The 16766-nt window shown below is 71.3% G+C and carries 14 protein-coding genes; 7 read left to right on the forward strand and 7 right to left on the reverse strand.

Translation table 11 applies throughout. The features are described from left to right. Positions 1-118 precede the first annotated feature (118 nt). Entirely contained in the window at positions 119-1555 is a 1437-nt protein-coding gene (locus Pph01_RS31635; protein ID WP_204076846.1) for a hypothetical protein, read from the reverse strand. Positions 1556-1616: 61 nt separating this feature from the next. Between Pph01_RS31635 and Pph01_RS31640 the strand changes: the two genes are divergently transcribed. Further along, positions 1617-2357: a TetR/AcrR family transcriptional regulator gene (locus Pph01_RS31640; protein ID WP_204076847.1), complete on the forward strand. Its 741-nt coding sequence runs from the start codon at positions 1617-1619 to the stop codon at positions 2355-2357. Positions 2358-2408: 51 nt separating this feature from the next. On the opposite strand, the gene Pph01_RS31645 is transcribed toward Pph01_RS31640, so the two are convergent. Beyond that, positions 2409-2780, reverse strand: coding sequence for a gamma-glutamylcyclotransferase family protein (locus Pph01_RS31645; RefSeq protein ID WP_204076848.1), 372 nt, complete (start codon positions 2778-2780; stop codon positions 2409-2411). A gap of 353 nt (positions 2781-3133) precedes the next feature. Here Pph01_RS31645 and Pph01_RS31650 point away from each other — a divergent pair, with 353 nt between their 5' ends. Continuing rightward, positions 3134-4549 carry a dihydrolipoyl dehydrogenase family protein gene (locus tag Pph01_RS31650; RefSeq protein WP_204076849.1) on the forward strand — a complete coding sequence of 472 codons (1416 nt, stop codon included), beginning with the start codon at positions 3134-3136 and terminating at the stop codon, positions 4547-4549. 44 nt (positions 4550-4593) lie between these two features. Here Pph01_RS31650 and Pph01_RS31655 read toward each other — a convergent pair whose 3' ends face one another. Together Pph01_RS31655 and Pph01_RS31660 are read right to left on the reverse strand one after the other, a co-directional pair. Beyond that, positions 4594-5388 carry a maleylpyruvate isomerase family mycothiol-dependent enzyme gene (locus Pph01_RS31655; protein ID WP_204076850.1) on the reverse strand — a complete coding sequence of 265 codons (795 nt, stop codon included), beginning with the start codon at positions 5386-5388 and terminating at the stop codon, positions 4594-4596. Between the two features lie 142 nt (positions 5389-5530). Further along, a complete protein-coding gene (locus Pph01_RS31660; protein ID WP_204076851.1) occupies positions 5531-6679 on the reverse strand; it encodes a methyltransferase in 1149 nt (382 codons plus the stop codon). Positions 6680-6971: 292 nt separating this feature from the next. On the opposite strand from Pph01_RS31660, the gene Pph01_RS31665 reads away from it, so the two are divergent. Further along, positions 6972-9077, forward strand: coding sequence for a sensor histidine kinase (locus tag Pph01_RS31665; protein WP_204076852.1), 2106 nt, complete (start codon positions 6972-6974; stop codon positions 9075-9077). Here the strand turns inward: Pph01_RS31665 and Pph01_RS31670 are convergent. Next, on the reverse strand, positions 9074-9682 hold the full coding sequence (locus Pph01_RS31670) for a response regulator transcription factor (protein WP_204076853.1): 609 nt from the start codon (positions 9680-9682) through the stop codon (positions 9074-9076). The genes Pph01_RS31665 and Pph01_RS31670 overlap by 4 nt on opposite strands. A 98-nt stretch (positions 9683-9780) precedes the next feature. Between Pph01_RS31670 and Pph01_RS31675 the strand changes: the two genes are divergently transcribed. From Pph01_RS31675 to Pph01_RS31690, 4 genes are all read left to right on the forward strand, one after another. Further along, a complete protein-coding gene (locus tag Pph01_RS31675; protein WP_204076854.1) occupies positions 9781-10512 on the forward strand; it encodes an ABC transporter ATP-binding protein in 732 nt (243 codons plus the stop codon). Continuing rightward, complete coding sequence (locus Pph01_RS31680) at positions 10512-12962, forward strand: ABC transporter permease (RefSeq protein WP_204076855.1); 2451 nt, start codon at positions 10512-10514, stop codon at positions 12960-12962. Before Pph01_RS31675 ends, Pph01_RS31680 begins: the two co-directional genes overlap by 1 nt. Before the next feature lie 107 nt (positions 12963-13069). Beyond that, positions 13070-13597 (forward strand): RNA polymerase sigma factor, encoded by a 528-nt coding sequence (locus Pph01_RS31685; RefSeq protein ID WP_239117161.1) that lies wholly within the window; start codon positions 13070-13072, stop codon positions 13595-13597. After that, entirely contained in the window at positions 13594-14733 is a 1140-nt protein-coding gene (locus Pph01_RS31690; protein WP_204076856.1) for a CU044_5270 family protein, read from the forward strand. The genes Pph01_RS31685 and Pph01_RS31690 overlap by 4 nt, the downstream gene beginning before the upstream one ends. A 105-nt stretch (positions 14734-14838) precedes the next feature. Here Pph01_RS31690 and Pph01_RS31695 read toward each other — a convergent pair whose 3' ends face one another. Continuing rightward, the gene (locus tag Pph01_RS31695; protein WP_204076857.1) at positions 14839-16131 is read right to left on the reverse strand and encodes an acyltransferase family protein; all 1293 of its coding nucleotides are present in this window, start codon (positions 16129-16131) and stop codon (positions 14839-14841) included. Positions 16132-16331: 200 nt separating this feature from the next. Then, entirely contained in the window at positions 16332-16724 is a 393-nt protein-coding gene (locus tag Pph01_RS31700) for a PPOX class F420-dependent oxidoreductase (RefSeq protein ID WP_204076858.1), read from the reverse strand. Positions 16725-16766: the final 42 nt, after the last annotated feature.

The raw sequence follows: 16766 nt of genomic DNA on the forward strand, positions 1-16766 counted from the left end.
GTGGGAGAAGATTTAATCTAGCTGACAACCTTTATGGCTGCAAACATATCTAGCTGCCAACGCATTCCGGGGCGTGTAGGGACCGCCGCCGAGCAGGGCGGTCGCCCGTGACCGCGGGTCAGGCGGTGACGAAGATCGGGGTGACCGACACCGCCAGCTCGATCCGCCCGTCGCGGAGCTCCACCGCCGGGACGTCGCCGAGCGCGTCGATCGCGGTCGCGGAGGAGGCGGGCCAGGGCCAGGTCACGGTGACCGGTGCCGCGTCCTCCCCGTCGAACATGTCCCGGTGGTCCCAGAGCACGAGCAGCGGCTCGCGGCCGGCGCGGTCGACCTGGAACGCGTACACCGTGGGCCGGTCGGCGACCTCCACGCGCGTGACGCGCCGCACCCCGTCGAGTTGCGCCGCCAGCAGGCTGAACGTGTCCGCCGCCGGGTGTCGGCCGCTGAGCGCGGCGCCCTCGTAGTCGAGCAGGGCGAGCTTCCCGAACATCAGGTGCATCACCTGGCGGGGGTCGACCGGTCCGGGCACCTCCGGTGCGAGGTTCCAGTACACGGTGCGGCCGACGCCTTCGGCCAGCGCCAGCAGGTTGCACATGACGAGCTGGCGGCAGTTGATCCGGTGTCGTCTGGCCTCCAGGTCGGCGGGGCAGCCGGCCATGAACATCTGCAACCTCGGCGGCAGTTGCGGCATCCGCTCGTAGAGCGCGGCCATGGCGCGCCGTTCGGGAGTGTCCTGGCCCGCCCGCTCGCTGAGCTCCGCGGTGCTCTGCGTCGCCGGAGGCTCGGCGAACGCCTGGGCGAGCGTCTCGTACATCACCGCCCCGACCTCGGGGAACTCGAACGGCACCGGCGCGGCGTACTCGCCGACGACGATCGGCTTGAGGTAGCCGTGGGCGCGCATCAGCTCCCGGGCGATGCCGAGACTCCGCGGGACCTCGGAGGCGTCGCCGTACAGGTGCACGTCGAACAGGTCGAAGGCGTCGCGTCCGGCGGACACGACGTGATCGAAGAACTGGCGGGGGGCGCCCGACTCCTCGCTGCCGAACACGTCGTATCCGCAGCCGCCGAGGACGACGGCGGCCGCCGGGTCGGCGTCCTTGACCGCGGCGTACATGGTCTCGAGTTGCGCGACGTACTCGGCGGAGGTGCCGGCCCACAGCAGGTCGGTGTTGCTCGGCTCGTTGTCGCACTGCCAGTAGTGGACGCGGCCTCCGCAGTGCCGTACGAGCCGGCGGACGAACTCGCCGTACGCGTCCAGGTCGTGCGCGGGGGACGGCGGCAGGAAGTCGGTCGGCTGCCGGGTCGCCCACGGAGAGCTGGAGCACACGGTGATCCAGAGCTCCTCGTCGCCGTCGAGTTGCTCGAGCAGTGCGTCGACCGTCTCCCAGGTGTATCGGCCGGGCTCCGGCTCGACCTGGCTCCAGTACACGTACACGCGCACCAGCCGCGCTCCCAGGGCGCGCGCCTGGGGGACGAACTCGTCGGGCTTGCCGAACAGGCCGTAGCTGATGCCGCGGACGACACCCAGCCGGACGTCCTGGAGGTCTGAGGCCATGGGGGACCCTCTCTAAAAGTTTACATGATATACGATGTCTATATAACGTATACTCGCTCTCATGAGGAAGTCCACCCCCGGCGGGATCGACCTGATCTGGACGCAACCCCCGCCCCCGCCGAGACAGCGCGCACTGGGCCGGGACGAGATAGTGACGGCGGCGATCGGCGTCGCCGACGAGTCCGGGCTGGACGCGATGACGATGAAGGCGGTGGCCGCACGGCTGGGGGACTACACGCCGATGGCGCTGTACCGGTACGTGCACAACAAGGACGGCCTCGTCGACCTGATGCTCGACGCGGCCGCCGCCGAGATACCGCTGCCGGCGCAGCCGGGCCCGGACTGGCGCGAGGACCTGCGTACTCTGGCGATGGACAGCAGACGGATGATCGGCAGGCACCCTTGGTTCGCCCGGCTGGTCCACACCCGGCCCCCGGCGGGCCCGCACATGATGCGCCGCCTGGAGTTCATGCTCGCCGTGCTCACCCGGCGGGGCGCGACCGTCGCCGCGGCGATGACCTACGCGGCGCTCATCGACCGGCACATCACCGGCAGCGGGCTGCAGGAGGCCGAGGAGGCCCGCATCGAACGGCGCTACGGCCTGGACGACAGCGCGAAACTGTTCGCCGCTCTCGCCACCCTCCACGAGCTGGCCGCGGCGGACGGAGGTCTTCCGCACCTGACCGGCTGGTTCGCGCAGCCCTCCGGTCCCACCCCCGCGGAACAGTTCACCCTGGGCCTGGGCTTCCTCCTGGACGGCATCGCCGGCCGCCTGTCATCACACGCCGCGGACGGCGTCTGATCCCTTCAGGCACGCCGTGCGGCCGCGTCCGTGAGTGCGCGTCCCCGAGGCTCACTCGTCGCTCTGGTCTGCCTCCACGTACACCCAGGCGTGCGTGCCGGAGAGCAGGGTCACCCGGATCCGGGTGTAGTCCGACACCTCGTATTCGTCGGCGGCGGCAAGCTCCGACTCGGTGATCCGGAAGACGGTGCCCTGGACCTGGTCGGCCGGGTCTCCGGTGGCCGTCACGATCGGATGCCAGGCGGCGCCGCTGACCGCGAGGACCTCGGGATCGGTGATCTGGACGATGGAGCTCTTGTACCCGGGGAGGGCATCGGGCCTGCCCTCGAGCAGGCGGCCGAAATTGGCCGTCTGCACGGCGGGATCCTGCAGGGTGCCGTACGAGAACAGGCTGATGTCACGCTTGTCTTCGGGACCGGTCATGGGGACATGAGTACCATCCGCGCCCGCTCCCGCGGGCTCAGGGGTCTTCCACCGGATCGGCGGTGTCCGGCGACGTCCCCTTCCGGATCTCCTCCGGCGACGTGCGCGTGAGAGCGGTCGCGCGAGTGGACCGGTCCGCCAGAACGCCGATCTCACAGGCATGATCAACGCACCGAATTTTGCGGAAACATGCCCGTATACGAATCGCGGGATCACACGGTGGCGCCCCCGAATTGATCCGTGATGCTCCGCTGTCCATTACTTTCCGTTCCGTCGCCCCTGCGGATGAAAGACTGACCCGAGATGTCAGTGACTCGGCGGTGTGACCTGCGACATCGGGGGGTGCAGGTTCCATGGCGGACGACGTCTTCGACGTGATCGTGATAGGTGCGGGCCCGGTCGGAGAGACCGCCGCCGCACGTGCCGTACGAGGCGGCCTGACGGCGGTCGTCATCGAGGAACGCCTGGCCGGCGGCGAGTGCGCCTACTACGCGTGCATCCCGAGTAAGGCGCTGCTGCGGCCGATGGGGCTGGCGGCGGAGGTGAGCCGCATGCCGGGACTGGGGCTGCGCGGCCCGATCGACGCCTCCGTGGTGCTGGCCCGTCGTGACGAGACCGTCGCCGGCTACGACGACGGCGGCCAGGTGACCTGGATCGAGAACATCCCCGCGACGTTCGTCCGGGGCCGCGGACGCCTGGCGGGACCGATGAGCGCGGAGGTGACGAGGCCGGACGGCGGCGTCCGGACGGTGCGGGCCCGGCACGCCGTCGTCGTGGCGACCGGCAGCGATCCCCTGATCCCCGACGTGCCAGGGCTCCGGGAGGCGCGCCCCTGGACGAATCGGGAGGCGACCAGCGTCCAGCGGGTGCCGAAACGGCTGGTCGTGATCGGCGGCGGAGTCGTCGCCAGCGAGATGTCGCAGGCTCTGCACGCCCTCGGCGCCCAGGAGACGACCTTGCTCGTGCGAGGGGACCGCCTGATCGGCCGGACCGAGCCCTTCGCGGGCGACCTGCTGGCGAAGTCCTTCCAGGAGACGGGAATCGACGTGCGCTTCGGTCGGTCGGCCACCCGCGTGGAACGCCCGACCCCGGACGATCCGGTGACCGTCTACGTCGACGACGGGTCGGTGATCGAGGCCGACGAGATCCTCGTCGCCGCCGGCCGCCGGGTGGCCACGGACATCGGCCTGGAGACGGTCGGGCTCGCGGCCGGCCGGCCGATCGCGGTGGACGCGACCATGCGGGCGACGGGAGTCCCCGAGGGATGGCTCTACGCGGTCGGCGACGTCAACGGCCTCAACCTGCTCACGCACATGGGCAAATACCAGGCCCGGATCTGCGGACAGGTGATCGCCGCCAGGGCCGCGGGGCTGTCCGACGACCTGCCGGCGCTGCGTGACACCGCCGACTACCGCGGCGCTCCACAGGTCATCTTCACCGATCCCGAGGTCTGCGTGGTCGGGCGCACGGAGGCCCAGGCCCGGGCCGACGGCTTCTCCGTTCGCGTCGTGGAGTACGACATGAGCGCGGTCGAGGGGGCCTACCTCATGGCCGAGAACTACACCGGAAAGGTGAAGGTCGTCGTCGACGAGAACCGCCGCGTGCTCCTCGGCGTCACCTTCGTCGCCCCCGCCGTCGTCGACCTCCTCCACTCGGCCACCGTCGCCGTGACCGCCGAGGTCCCGCTCGACGTGCTGTGGCACGCCGTGCCGTCGTTCCCGACCGTGAGCGAGGTCTGGCTCAACATCCTGGAGGCGTACGGCCTGTGAGCGGTCCATGAAACCCCGGGGCCGGAACCGGGTTCGAACCGGGTTCAGAACCCGGGGAAGACCTTGCGCAGATCGTCCAGGGTCACCGCGTCTCCGGTGATCTCCACGGCCGCCGGAGTGTGCTCCGGGGCGTGGCGGCCCGAGACCAGGCGCAGCCACCACTCCGCCGGGGCGGTGAGGACGGCGTCCGGCTCGGACGGAACGTCGACGACGGCCACGGCCTCACGGACGTCGAGCCCGAAGGACCGCTCCGGAGAGGTGGTGTGCACGGCGACGGTCGCGTGGCGGCCGCCGAGGCCCTCCGGCTTGCCGAGGAAGCCGACGAAGGCGTCGCCTCCCGCGATCAGCAGGTCGAGCGCTTCGGCGGTCAGCGTCGCCGCCGGGTCGAACGCCACCTTGACGTCCCACAGGTGGTGGGTGAACTCGCTGAGCCGCATGGCGGCGAACCCGGCGACGTCCGGGGCCTCGGCCGGGAACCAGAGCTCGACGCGGAGGTCTTCACGCGTCTTCGGGTCCAGGCCTTCGAAGCGGCCGACCAGCGCCTCGTTCGCGCTGATGACCTCCTCGGCCCGCTGGGCGCGCGACATGCCGTCCCACCGCGCCCAGACACCCTTGATGAAGTCGAAGTCCGGCGAGCCGGTTCCCCGCGACGCGCCCTCGAGGGCGGCGAGGCTGATCTCCGCGCCGCTGCCCAGGTGGCTCAGCACCTGAGAGACGTCCCACTCCGCGGCTCCGGACTGACGGGCGAGGTCGTCGGGGCCGAAGCCGCCCACCAGCGCGGCGAGCTCGTCGAGCTCGGAGCGCAGGACCTTGATCGCATGATCCGCTCGGTCGGTCATCGTGGTCTCCAGCTGATCGGGCATTCCCATCGAAACTGCGTTGACCACCATAACGGAGGTTCCTCCGCCTTCATGCCGCCCTATCCGGTCGCATCGGCGGGCTCGGGCCGGCCGGGGGTCCGGCAGGGGAAGCCGTGACGACCTAGCGCTTGACGGCCCGGAGTACGACGAACTTCGGGTCGCTCGCGGCGACCTCGCAGTTGCCGAAGAGCCGTCGGAGCTTCGCGTGGTACCCGAGGTGCCGGTTGCCGACCACCCACAACTCCCCGCCCCGGCGCAGCGCGGACCGTGCCCCGTTGAACATGCGCCAGGCCGTCGCGTCGGTCGTCGCCCGATGCGAATGGAACGGCGGATTGTTGAGCACCAGGTCCACCGATCCGCTCGGCACGCCCCCCAGGCCGTCGCCCGCCATGAACTCCACCGGGGCGTCGAGGTTCGCCCGGCAGGTCGCATCCGCCGACGCCAGCGCCTGGTAGGACTCGTCGACGAAGACCACCTCGGCGTCGGGGTTGTCCAGTGCCGCGGCCATGCCGAGCACCCCGTTGCCGCAGCCGAGGTCCACGACGCGCTCGCGGCCGACGCGATGTGGAAGGTTCCGCAGGAAGAAGCGGGTGCCGATGTCGAGGCGGTCGGCGCAGAAGATGCCGGCGTGGTTGACGACGGTCAGCCCGGACGCGGGCCCGATCCCGGCGGGCAGGGCGTAGGTGAGCGGCCACGGGTTGGCGCCCCTGGACAGCAGCGGGTCGGGGGAGCAGAAGATGAGCCGGGCCTTCTTCGCCGCCAGTGACGTCCTGGTCGGCCCGAGGATCCGCTCGAACAACCGCAGCGTCGAGGTGTGGATCTCGGTGACCATGCCCGCGCCGACGACGACGGTGCCCGCGTGCACGTGGGGTGCGAGGCGGTGCAACTGGTCCTCCAGGAGCGCGAGGCTCTTGGGCACCCGGATCAGCAGCACGTCGATCCGGTCGGGGGGAGTGTCCCGGGTCGTCAGCAGCCGCACCGCGTCCGCGGCGACGCCGTTCCGCGCCAGGTTCGCCCGGGTCGCCCCCTGGGTGAGGAAGGAGTCGGTGACCTGCGTCGGGCGGTGATCGGCGAGCGCCGTGACCAGGGCTCCCCACCGGTCGCCCAGCACGACCACGGTGCCGGAGAGGTCGGCGGGCTCGCCGTCGATTCCGTCGAGGTGCCGCAGCAGGTACTCGTCGGCGGCGTCCCACGCGCGCAGCGGGTCGCGGGGATCCTCGGGGAAGCGGGCGAGCTCCAGCTCAGCGCTCGACGTCGTCAAACGGTTCATCGCGCCTCAGGCTAGCGAGTCGAGCGGCCTGCCCAGGTACTTGCGCCTGCCCCGGCAACCGCCCCTGCCCCGGCAACCGCCCCTGCCCCGGCGACCGCGGGCCTGCCCAGGCAACCAGCTGCCCAGGGCGACCGCGGGCCTGCCCAGGCAACCAGCTGCCCGGGGCAACCGCGCGCCTGGCCGGAGCCTCCGCTCGCCTCGCGCCCGGGCGATCCCGTGGCCGGCCGCCGCTCCTCCCCCCGTGCTGGGAAACATTTCTGAATGAACCCGCGCATTAGGATTTTGTCCCGGTATGCGAATTCGGGGAGATCAACAGCCCGCCCTGGCGAGGGGCATCGTCACCGTCGTGCTGGCCGGATTCGCGAGCGTCTACGTCCTCGCCGGATCACCACTGGCGATCGTGGTGTTCGGGCTCCAGCTCGTCTACGTGTTCCCCGGCCTGCGGAAGTGGCGAGGGTGGGTCCTGCTCGCCGTACAGGCCGTGGCGGTCTACGCGGCGACGCTCGGCTTCGGCACCTCCGTCGGGATCGTCGGCTTCCTGGGCGGATCACTGCTGCTCACCTCGTGGTGGCCGCTCGCCGTGCCGGTCGCGGTCAGCGCCGTGGTGATCGGGCCCGCCGATCCGGCGATCAGCATGGTGCTGATCAGCCTGGTGATCTACGGTCTGACCAGGCTCACCGAGCGGGTCGACGAGGTGCACGCCGCGCGCATGGCCCTGGCGATGGCCGCGGTCGCGGAGGAGCGGTTGCGGATCTCCGCCGAGCTCAGCCAGGGACTCGGCAGAGGGTTGGCCGAGATCAACGCGGGCGTGCGGGCGGCTCTTGCGGACCCTGGCGGCGCGGCGCGGACGCTCGGCGAGGTCACCGGCGCCGCGCGCGTCTTCCTCGCCGACGCCAGGAACGCCGCCGCGAGCTACCGCGCGACGTCGCTGGCTCCGGAGCTCGCCACCGCCCGCGCGATGCTCGCCGCCGCGGGGGTGACGGCGGACGTGCGATCGGGCGATGTCGTACCGGTGGGCCCGGCGGGGGCGCTGCTCGCCACCGTGCTGCGCGGGGCGGTGACCGAGATCCTGCGGCGGGCCACGGCGCGCACCTGCGTGATCGAGGTCCTCTCCGCAGGAGGGACCGTACGGCTCCGCGTCGTCAGTGACGACGCCCGGACCGTGGAGGACGAGGGCTTCGGCGACCTTCCCGACCGGATCGCCGCCGTCGGCGGCGCCCTGTCCACGGGGTTCACCCCCGAGGGCCGGTTGCTCGTCGAGGCCGTGGTCCCCGAGATCCGGCGGCCGGTGGAGGTCGCCGAGGAACGGGGAGCCTATGCCCTCTCGGTCGCTCTACTGGCCACGGTGCTCGTGGGTTTCACGGTCAAGGCACTGCTCCTGATTCACGGCGTCGCGATCCTGCTCGCCGCCGCCTGCCTCGCGGTCATCGTGGTCATGCAGCTCAGGTCGGTCAGCGGGCGTCACATGGTGGCGCTCGCACTGATGACACTGCTCACCTACCTGCCGATTCTCGGGTTCGGCCGCGCGTGGCTCGGCACGGCCGGCTTCCTCGCGGGGCCGCTTCTGCTCGCCTTCCCCTGGGCGGTGGCCTGGCCGCTGGTCGCGTGCGTGACGGCGAGCGTCGCGGTGATCGCGGTACGGCTCGGCCTGCCGGCCGCGGTGACGCTCAACTACGCCGTGAGCACGCTGGTGACCGGTCTCGTCGTCTACGGCCTCATCCGGCTGGCCCGGCAGGTGAGGGAGCTCCAGATCGCCCGGCAGGAGCTCGCTCGCGCGGCGGTCGTCGAGGAGCGTCTGCGCGCCGCCCGCGACCTGCACGACCTTCTCGGGCACAACCTCGCCGCGATCCTGCTCAAATGCGAGCTGGCCCGCCGTCTGGACCCGGCGCGCGCCCGATCCGAGCTGGAGGACGTGCTGGTCATGGCGGAGCGGGCCGAGGCCGACATGCGGTCCGTGTCAGGCGAGGCGCAGGGGCTGTCCCTCGACGCGGAGGCCCGGTCGGCCCGCTCGGTGTTGTCCGCCGCGGGCATCGAGACCGAGCTCGACCTCGTCGAAGAGGACCTTCCCGCCGAGGTCGAGTACGTGCTCGCCGTGGTGCTGCGCGAGGCGGTGACCAACGTGCTCAGGCACAGCGTCGCCGGCCTCTGCCGGATCTCGACCGTGGTGGAGGACGGAGGGATCCGGCTCCGGGTCCGCAACGACGGGGCGCGCCCGGCCGCGCGGAGACGAGGCTCGTCCGGCATCGGCAACCTGACCGTCCGCCTCGCGGTCCTGAGGGGAACGCTCGCGGCCGGAGCGGAGGACGGCTGGTTCGAGCTCGACGCCTGGGTGCCGCTGTCGCCGTCGGATGTGATCGGTCCCGTGGCCGGTCCCGTCGCCGTGGGCCGTCCGGGCTAGATCCAGCCGGCCTCGGTGGCGATGCGGACCGCGTCGGTGCGGTTGCGGGCGTTGAGTTTGCCGACGATCGTCGTGAGGTAGTTGCGCACCGTCCCGGCGCTGAGGAAGAGCCGCCCGGCGATCTCGGTCGCCTCCGCCCCCTCGGCCACCAGGCGGAGCACGTCCGCCTCGCGCTGGGTGAGCGGGTTGTCGGCCAGGTCCCACGCGGTGAGCGCCAGTGACGGGTCGAGCACGCGCCGGCCCGCCGCCACCTCGCGGATCGCCTCCACCAGGCGCTCGGGGGCCGCGGTCTTGAGCAGGAACCCGTCCACCTGCGCGCTGAGCGCCCTGCGCAGATGTCCCGGCTTGCCGTGTCCCGTCAGCATGAGCACCCGGCAGCCCGGCAGCTTCGCGCGGAGTTCGGCCGCGGCGGCCAGGCCGTCCAGCGTGCCTGGCATGTCGATGTCGAGCACCGCGACGTCGGGACGGTGCACCAGGGCCGCGGGGACGACGGCGTCGCCGGATTCGACCGAGTCCACGACCTCCAGGTCGGGTTCGAGGCTGAGCAACGCGACCAGGGCGCCCCTGATGATGTGCTGATCCTCCGCCAGAAGCACATTAATCACAGAGGAATGTCTATCAGTGTCCGATTCATGATGACGTCATGGTGCATCGCTGATCACGTACCTGGATCGTCCGTCCACAGGTCAGCAGGGTGGAAGCCATGACATACGTGGTGTCTTTGGATGCGGTGAGCAAGGTCTACGGCAGGGGACAGGGCGCCGTCGCCGCCCTGAGAGAGGTGTCGGCGGGCTTCACGCAAGGCAGCTTCACAGCGGTGATGGGACCGTCGGGGTCGGGCAAGAGCACGCTCCTGCACTGCGCCGCCGGGCTGGACACGCCCACCTCCGGATCTGTACGGCTCGGCGGCACCGAACTCGCGGGCATGAACGAGACGCGGCTGACCGAGCTGCGCAGGCGTCGCGTCGGATTCGTGTTCCAGGCGTTCAACCTGGTCTCGTCCCTGACCGTGGCCGAGAACATCACGCTTCCCCTGCGGCTGGCCGGGGCCGGGGTGGATCGGGCATGGCTGGAGGAGATCGTGAAGCGGGTGGGCCTCGCCGGCCGTACCGGTCACCGCCCGGCGCAGCTCTCGGGCGGGCAGCAGCAGCGCGTGGCGATCGCCCGCGCGCTGGTCACCCGGCCGGAGGTGGTGTTCGGCGACGAGCCGACCGGCGCGCTCGACACGATGACGGCCCGTGACGTGCTCACGCTGCTGCGCGAGGTCGTCAGCGGCATGGGCCAGACGGTCGTCATGGTGACGCACGACCCGGTGGCGGCGTCGTACGCGGACACGGTCCTGTTCCTGGCCGACGGCCGGATCGTGGACGAGATGACGGATCCGACCTCCGACAAGGTCGCCGAGCGGATGACCCGGCTGGGAGCGTGGAACTGATGATCGGATTCGCCTTCAGGACCCTGCGGCACCGCAAGGCCGGGTTCGCGGGCTCGTTCGTCGCACTGCTGTGCGCCGCCATGCTCGTCTGCGCCTGCGGGATGTTGCTGGAGACGGGGTTGCGCGGCAGCGTCGTCCCCGAGCGTTACGCGGGCACGCCGGTGATCGTGGCGGGCGACCAGTTCGTCCGGCAGACGATCCGGAAGTCCGAGGACAAGTCGAAGACCAAGGCCAAGCCACTGGCCGAGCACGCCTGGCTGCCCGCCTCGCTCGCCGCGCGACTGGGCGAGGTCGCCGGCGTCACCAAGGTGATCAGTGAGGTGACCTTCCCCGTTTACCTGGAGAGCGGCGCCGCGAGTGGGCACGGCTGGGAGTCCGCGGGGCTCACGCCGTTCACCCTGCGCGACGGGCACGCCCCTGCAGCCGCCGACGAGGTCGTCGTCGACTGCCGTTCCGGCCTCGCTGTGGGCGCGCGACTGGACACGGTGACCGCGGCGGGTGCGCGGACCTACCGGGTGACCGGCGTCACCGCGCAGTCCCTGCCCAGCCAGAGCACGCTCTTCTTCAGCACCGCCGAGGCGCGCCGCCTCGCCGGGCGGCCTGGCCAGGTCAGCGCCATCGGCGTCTTCCCGCGAGGGGAGGTCTCCGCCGTGATGTCGAACGTGTCGGCCGTGCTCAGGACCGCCCGGGCCTTCGCCCACACCGGAGACGACCGGGGCGCCATCGAGTTCCCCGGCGCGGAACAGGCGCGGGTGCGGCTGATCAGCCTCGGCGGAGCCCTGGGCGGCACGTCGCTGCTGGTCGCCGTCCTCGTCGTGGTGGGCACCTTCGCTCTGTCGATCCAGCAGCGCGAAAGGGAGATCGCCCTGCTGCGGGCCGTCGCCGCCACCCCCCGCCAGGTGCGCCGGATGCTCGGCGGCGAGGCGCTCCTGGTCTCCGTCGCCGCGGGGGCGGCCGGGTCCGTCGCGGGCATCGGGCTGGGCTTCTGGCTGCGTGACAGGTTCGTCGCGCTGGGCGCCATGCCGGAGCACCTGCGGCTCGTGGTCAGCCCGTTCCCGGCGCTGGCGGCGCTGCTGGCCTCCGTGCTCGCCGCGTGGGCGGCGGTCCGGCTCTCGGCCCGCCGGGCCGCCCGGATCCGGCCGGTGGAGGCGCTCGGTGAGGCCGCTCTGCCGGGAAGCCGGACGCCCTGGGGACGTCTGGTCGCCGGCCTGGTCTGCGTGGGCGGCGGCGTGGCGCTGACCATCGTGTTGTCGGCGTTGTCGGTCGAGGCCGCGTCGAGCCCGGTGACCATGCTCACCGCGCTGGTCTGGACGACCGCCGTGGCGCTGCTCGGCCCGGTCGTCGCCCGTGCCGCGACCGCTCTGCTCGCGGTGCCGTTGCGCGCGTCCAGGGTCGGCGGCCACCTGGCCGCCGCCAACCTCCGCACCGGGTCCAGGCGGCTGGCGTCCGTCATCACGCCGCTCAGCCTGATGGTGGCGATGACCTGCACGATTCTGTTCGTCCAGACCACGATGGGCCACGCCGCCCAGCGCGAGGCCGCAGCGGGCGGCCGCGCCGACTACGTCCTCGGCCCCCACCTGCCGGGTACCGCCGCGCAGGCCCTGCGCGAGACGCCCGGCGTCCAGGCGGTCACCGAGGTGCTGCGCACGTCGGTGCGGGTCGGCCTGGACAAGTACGGCGCACAGGCGGTCACACCGGACGGGCTGGACAGGACCGTCGATCTGGGTGTGACGGCCGGCTCGCTCAAAGACCTGGGTCAGGACGGTGTCGCGGTGAGCGAGACCGCGGCCGCGCGCATCGGCGCCGAGGTCGGCGGGCGGATCCATCTCACCCTGGGCGACGGCACGCCCGTGACGCCGACCGTCGTGGCGATCTACGCCCGTGGGCTGGGATACGGCGATCTCACGCTCTCCCACGCGCTTGTCGCCCCGCACGTGGACGACCCGCTCGGCACCCTGCTCGTCTCCGCTCCCACCCTCACGCGTGCCGCGATCACCAAGGCGGTTCCCGGGGCCGCCGTCCTCGACCGGGCCCAGGCGGTGGACGCGAGCGCGCCCAATGCCGCGGTGAATTACGTGGCGATGGGCCTGATCATCGCGTTCACCGCGATCGCCGTGGTCAACACCCTGGCGATGTCGACCTCGGACCGGTCGCGTGAGCTGGCGCTGCTCCGCCTGGTCGGCACCACCCGGCGTCAGGTGCTGAGGATGCTCAGGCTGGAGACCCTCACGGCGCTCGTGGTCGCCGTCGCCCTCGGGACCGGGATCTCGCTGGTCACGCTGTCGGCGTTCAGCTCGGGCATGACCGGGTCGGCCGTGCCGTACGTTCCGCCGCTCACCTACCTCGCGGTGGTCGCCGTCGCGGCCGTCCTGGCGCTGGCCGCCACCGCGATCCCGGCCAGGTTCGTCCTCCGGCAGCGGCCCGCGGACGCGATCGGGGTGCGCCAGTGAAAGGCGGCGGACGGGCCGAAAAATGTTTTTGGAGTCGTTTGTAACACTTGGGGGTCTCGGACCACTTCCTCCTGTCGGAACAAACACCGGGACGAAGGGGGCGGGCGGTGACGGACGATTCTCACCGGTTCACCACCATGTATGACGAGTGCCGCCAGCGAGTATGGGCCTACGTGGTCAGCCAAGCGGGCCGGCAGGTCGCGGACGAGGTGGTGAGCGAGACGTTCGCGATCGCCTGGCGGCGATTCGACGACGTGCCCGACCCCGCGCTGCCGTGGTTGCTCGGCGTCGCCCGCAACGTGCTGCGCGACAACATCCGCGCCGAGATCAGGCGTGAGTCGCTGGCAGCCGAGCTGCGGGCCTGGACCGAAGAGGACCACGCCGATTGGGTGGCCGAGCGGCTGGCCGTCGTCAACGCGCTGGCCTCCCTGACCCAGGAGGAGCGAGAGCTCCTGATTCTCGTGGCCTGGCAGGGGCTCTCCCCCCGCGACGCGGCACGTGTCATCGGCTGTTCACCGGCGGCCTTCCGCGTCCGCCTGCACCGTGCCCGCAAGCGGCTGGTCCAGGCGATGAAGACGGCCCCGGTGGCCCGTATCCAGTCCCGAGTGCGCAATCTCAGTGAGGAGTGGTCATGAACCCGATGGAGCAGCTGCGGAAGGCGCGCCCGGCTCACCTCGACACCCCGGTGGACGAGGGCACCAGGGCCGCAGAGCTGAACTACGCCATGGCGCAGTTCAGGCAGGCCAAGCCGGCCCGCGCCCGGAAGATCGCCAAGCCCGTGTGGGGTCTCGGCCTGGCCGGCGTCGCGGCGGCGACCGCCGTCGCCGTCGGGGTCACCGCGACCGGTGGCACGACGCCGGCGCCGAGCGCACCGGCCGTCGCCGCACCGCAGGGTGAGCAGCAGCCCGCCGTGAAGCTCTCCGCGAAGCAGGTCCTCCTGGTCGCGGCGGAGTCGTCGCTGAAGGCCAAGGCGGGCAGCGGCGCGTACTGGCACATCGTGACTTCGAGCGGCAACGCCCAGCAGGTGGGCACCAAGGTGCAGTACACGGTGAACAGCCTGGGCCGCAGCGAGACGTGGATCGCCCGTTCGCCGAAGGTCGACAGCTGGTGGGTCTCGCAGAACCTGGGCACCAAGCCTGCCCCCGGTTCGGAGGCCGCCTGGAAGCAGGACGGCTCGCCGACCACGTGGACGGTGAAGGTGGCGAAGCGCGGCGGCGGCAAGCTGCTGATCGACTCCAAGGGTGGCAAGCCCTTCGGTAACCCGATCAACGTCGGCGACAAGATCGCCGACCTGGCCGGGACGAACGTGTCGTTCGCCGAACTCCAGACGCTGCCCACCACCGCGGCCGCGCTGAAGGCGCGTCTGATGCAGGGGTACGCCGGTCACGGCACCGAGTCCGACGAGCCGCAGGACGCGGACGCCTGGCTCTTCCAGGTGACCTCCGGCGTGCTGAGCGACATGCCCGTCAAGCCGGCCGTCCGGGCCGCGGCCTACAAGGTGCTCGCCGGGCTGGACGGCGTGCGGTCCCTGGGCGAGGTGACCGACGCCCTCGGCCGCAAGGGACAGGGCATCGGCCGGGCGGAGAGCTGGCCCAACGGGCAGTACGAGCGGCAGCTCATCATCGACCCGGAGACCGGTCTTCTGCTGACCGACCAGATCGTGGCCGTCCACGCCGGCGGCCAATGGGCCGGGGCGAAGCCGGGCACCGTCGTCAACTACAACGCGATCACCAAGGCCGAGTGGACGAACAACAAGCCGGTCAAGCCGTAACGGCCGGATGACCGGACTCCTCTGACAGGGGCCCACCGGACCACAGGCGTCCGGTGGGGAGAGGAACGGGGGCACCGGGACTTCGAACGCGGTCCGGCCGGTGAATCAGAGCTCGCCCCTCTGAATCGCCGGTCCGGATCGCGTTCGAACCTTTTCCGGAGCCGGCCGGCCGCGCATGCCGAACAGGAACCGGGTCGGCCGCGTCCGGCGCACCAGAAGGTCATACGCGATGACGGTCAGGGTGAGCGAGATCACGACGATCGCCAGGTACTTGACCACGATCGGCGCGTCCCATCGGACGACGCCGTACGCGACGGCGACGACGATCGGCTGGTGCAGGATGTACAGCGGCAGCACCGCGGCGGCCAGGTATCCGTACACCCGTTTCCCCGTACCGCCCCCGGAACTCGCCCCGGCGTCCGGGCGGGCCTGCCGTGCCGTCCGGCGGCGGTCGAGCAGACCGAGGATGGCGACCAGGCAGCACCAGCCCGCCGCGCCGTACAGGAGGCGGACGCCGATCGCGGGCGCGGTCATGTCGGTGAAGGGGTCCGCGCCGGGGCTCCCGGCGACGACCAGGAAGCCCGGCATGCCGACCGCGAGCAGGACGAGGGCGCTCACCAGTGCCGGGATCGCGTCGCGCCGCATCGCCGTACGGAACCTCTCGTCCGAGGCGAGCACGAAGCCGTACAGGAAGAACAGCAGGTACGCCCAGCGGCTCCAGCCGGCGAACGGCTCCTCCATGCCGTGCAGAGCGGTGATCACCGCGATGGGCACGGCCGGCAGGAACACCACGGCGCCGCGGCGCCGGACCGCCGTTGCGAGCCCCTCGCGGATTCGGCGGCCGAGGTCGCGGGGGAGCCGGTAGAACAGCGCGGCCAGCAGGAGCGCGTAGACCAGCAGCATCACCACGAACCACAGGTGCCCGGACTCGAAATGCTCGCCCTGCAGGATGAAGGGGAATTCGGACACATCGACGTGGACGTCGAGGAACCGCGGCAGGAACTCCAGGTACGACTCGTGGTAGGCGGGATCGGTCCGCAGCCGGATCCACGGAGCGATCGGCAGCAGCGCGAACGTCGCGAAGACGAGGGGGACGCCGAGCCGGAGCAGGCGTTCCACGGCGAATCCGCCGGCGCCGCGCCGCCGCAGCGAGTGCCACGAGCCGAGGCCGGCGATGAGGAACAACATCGGCATCGCCCACACCACGGCGAAACCGGCCACGATCGTGGTGGCGTCGGTCGTCTCGGCGTTCTTCACATAGAAGTCGTCGCGCGTGTCGAAGACCAGCCCCGAGTGGAAGAACACCAGGCCGACCACGACCAGAGCGCGGATCGCGTCCAGTTCGGGCCGCCGCTCGGGCCTGGCCGCCGGGGATGGATCGATGGGCGTTGCCGTCATGCCGCCTCCGCCGCCGTCCGTGACAGGCCCCAGTCTGTGGCCTTTCGGCACCCCCGCCAAGGGGGTTTTCGATCAGGGTGCTCCGCCGGTCGACGGGCACGAGCCTGAACGGCGAGGGGGCGGCAGACCCCGAACCCGGTTAGGGAGTGTCTGACGAATGCTCTCCGGCAGGGCTTGATCGTCAGACACGACTCAGGCTGTCAGCGCATGCCGACGACCCTTTCGGGCTCGATCACGAAGATCACCCGGACCTGGTCGCGGCCTCCGTACCAGGGGTAGGGCTTGCCGAGGTACTTCTTGGCGAGCGCGTCGATGTGCTCCGCCGCGCCGTCCGTGGTGACCTCGAGGACCCGGCCGCGGACCTGGACATAGCGCGAGGGGTCGTCGGGGTCGGAGACGGTCAGGGCCACCCGCGGGTCCCGTTCGATGTTCCGTGTCTTCACGTGAGTCTGCACGCTGTTGATGAGCACGTGCTCGCCGTCGGTGTCGACCCACGTCTGGGTCAGCTGCGGCGAACCGTCGGCCATCAACGTGGCGAGGTGGCAGACGCTCGGCCTGCGCAGCAGTTCGAGCACTTCTTCGCTGAGTTTCACCGCACTGTTCTACGGCATGAATCCTGAGGGGCGGTGGTCGAG

The sequence above is a fragment of the Planotetraspora phitsanulokensis genome, assembly GCF_016863295.1.
Lineage (GTDB): Bacteria > Actinomycetota > Actinomycetes > Streptosporangiales > Streptosporangiaceae > Planotetraspora > Planotetraspora phitsanulokensis.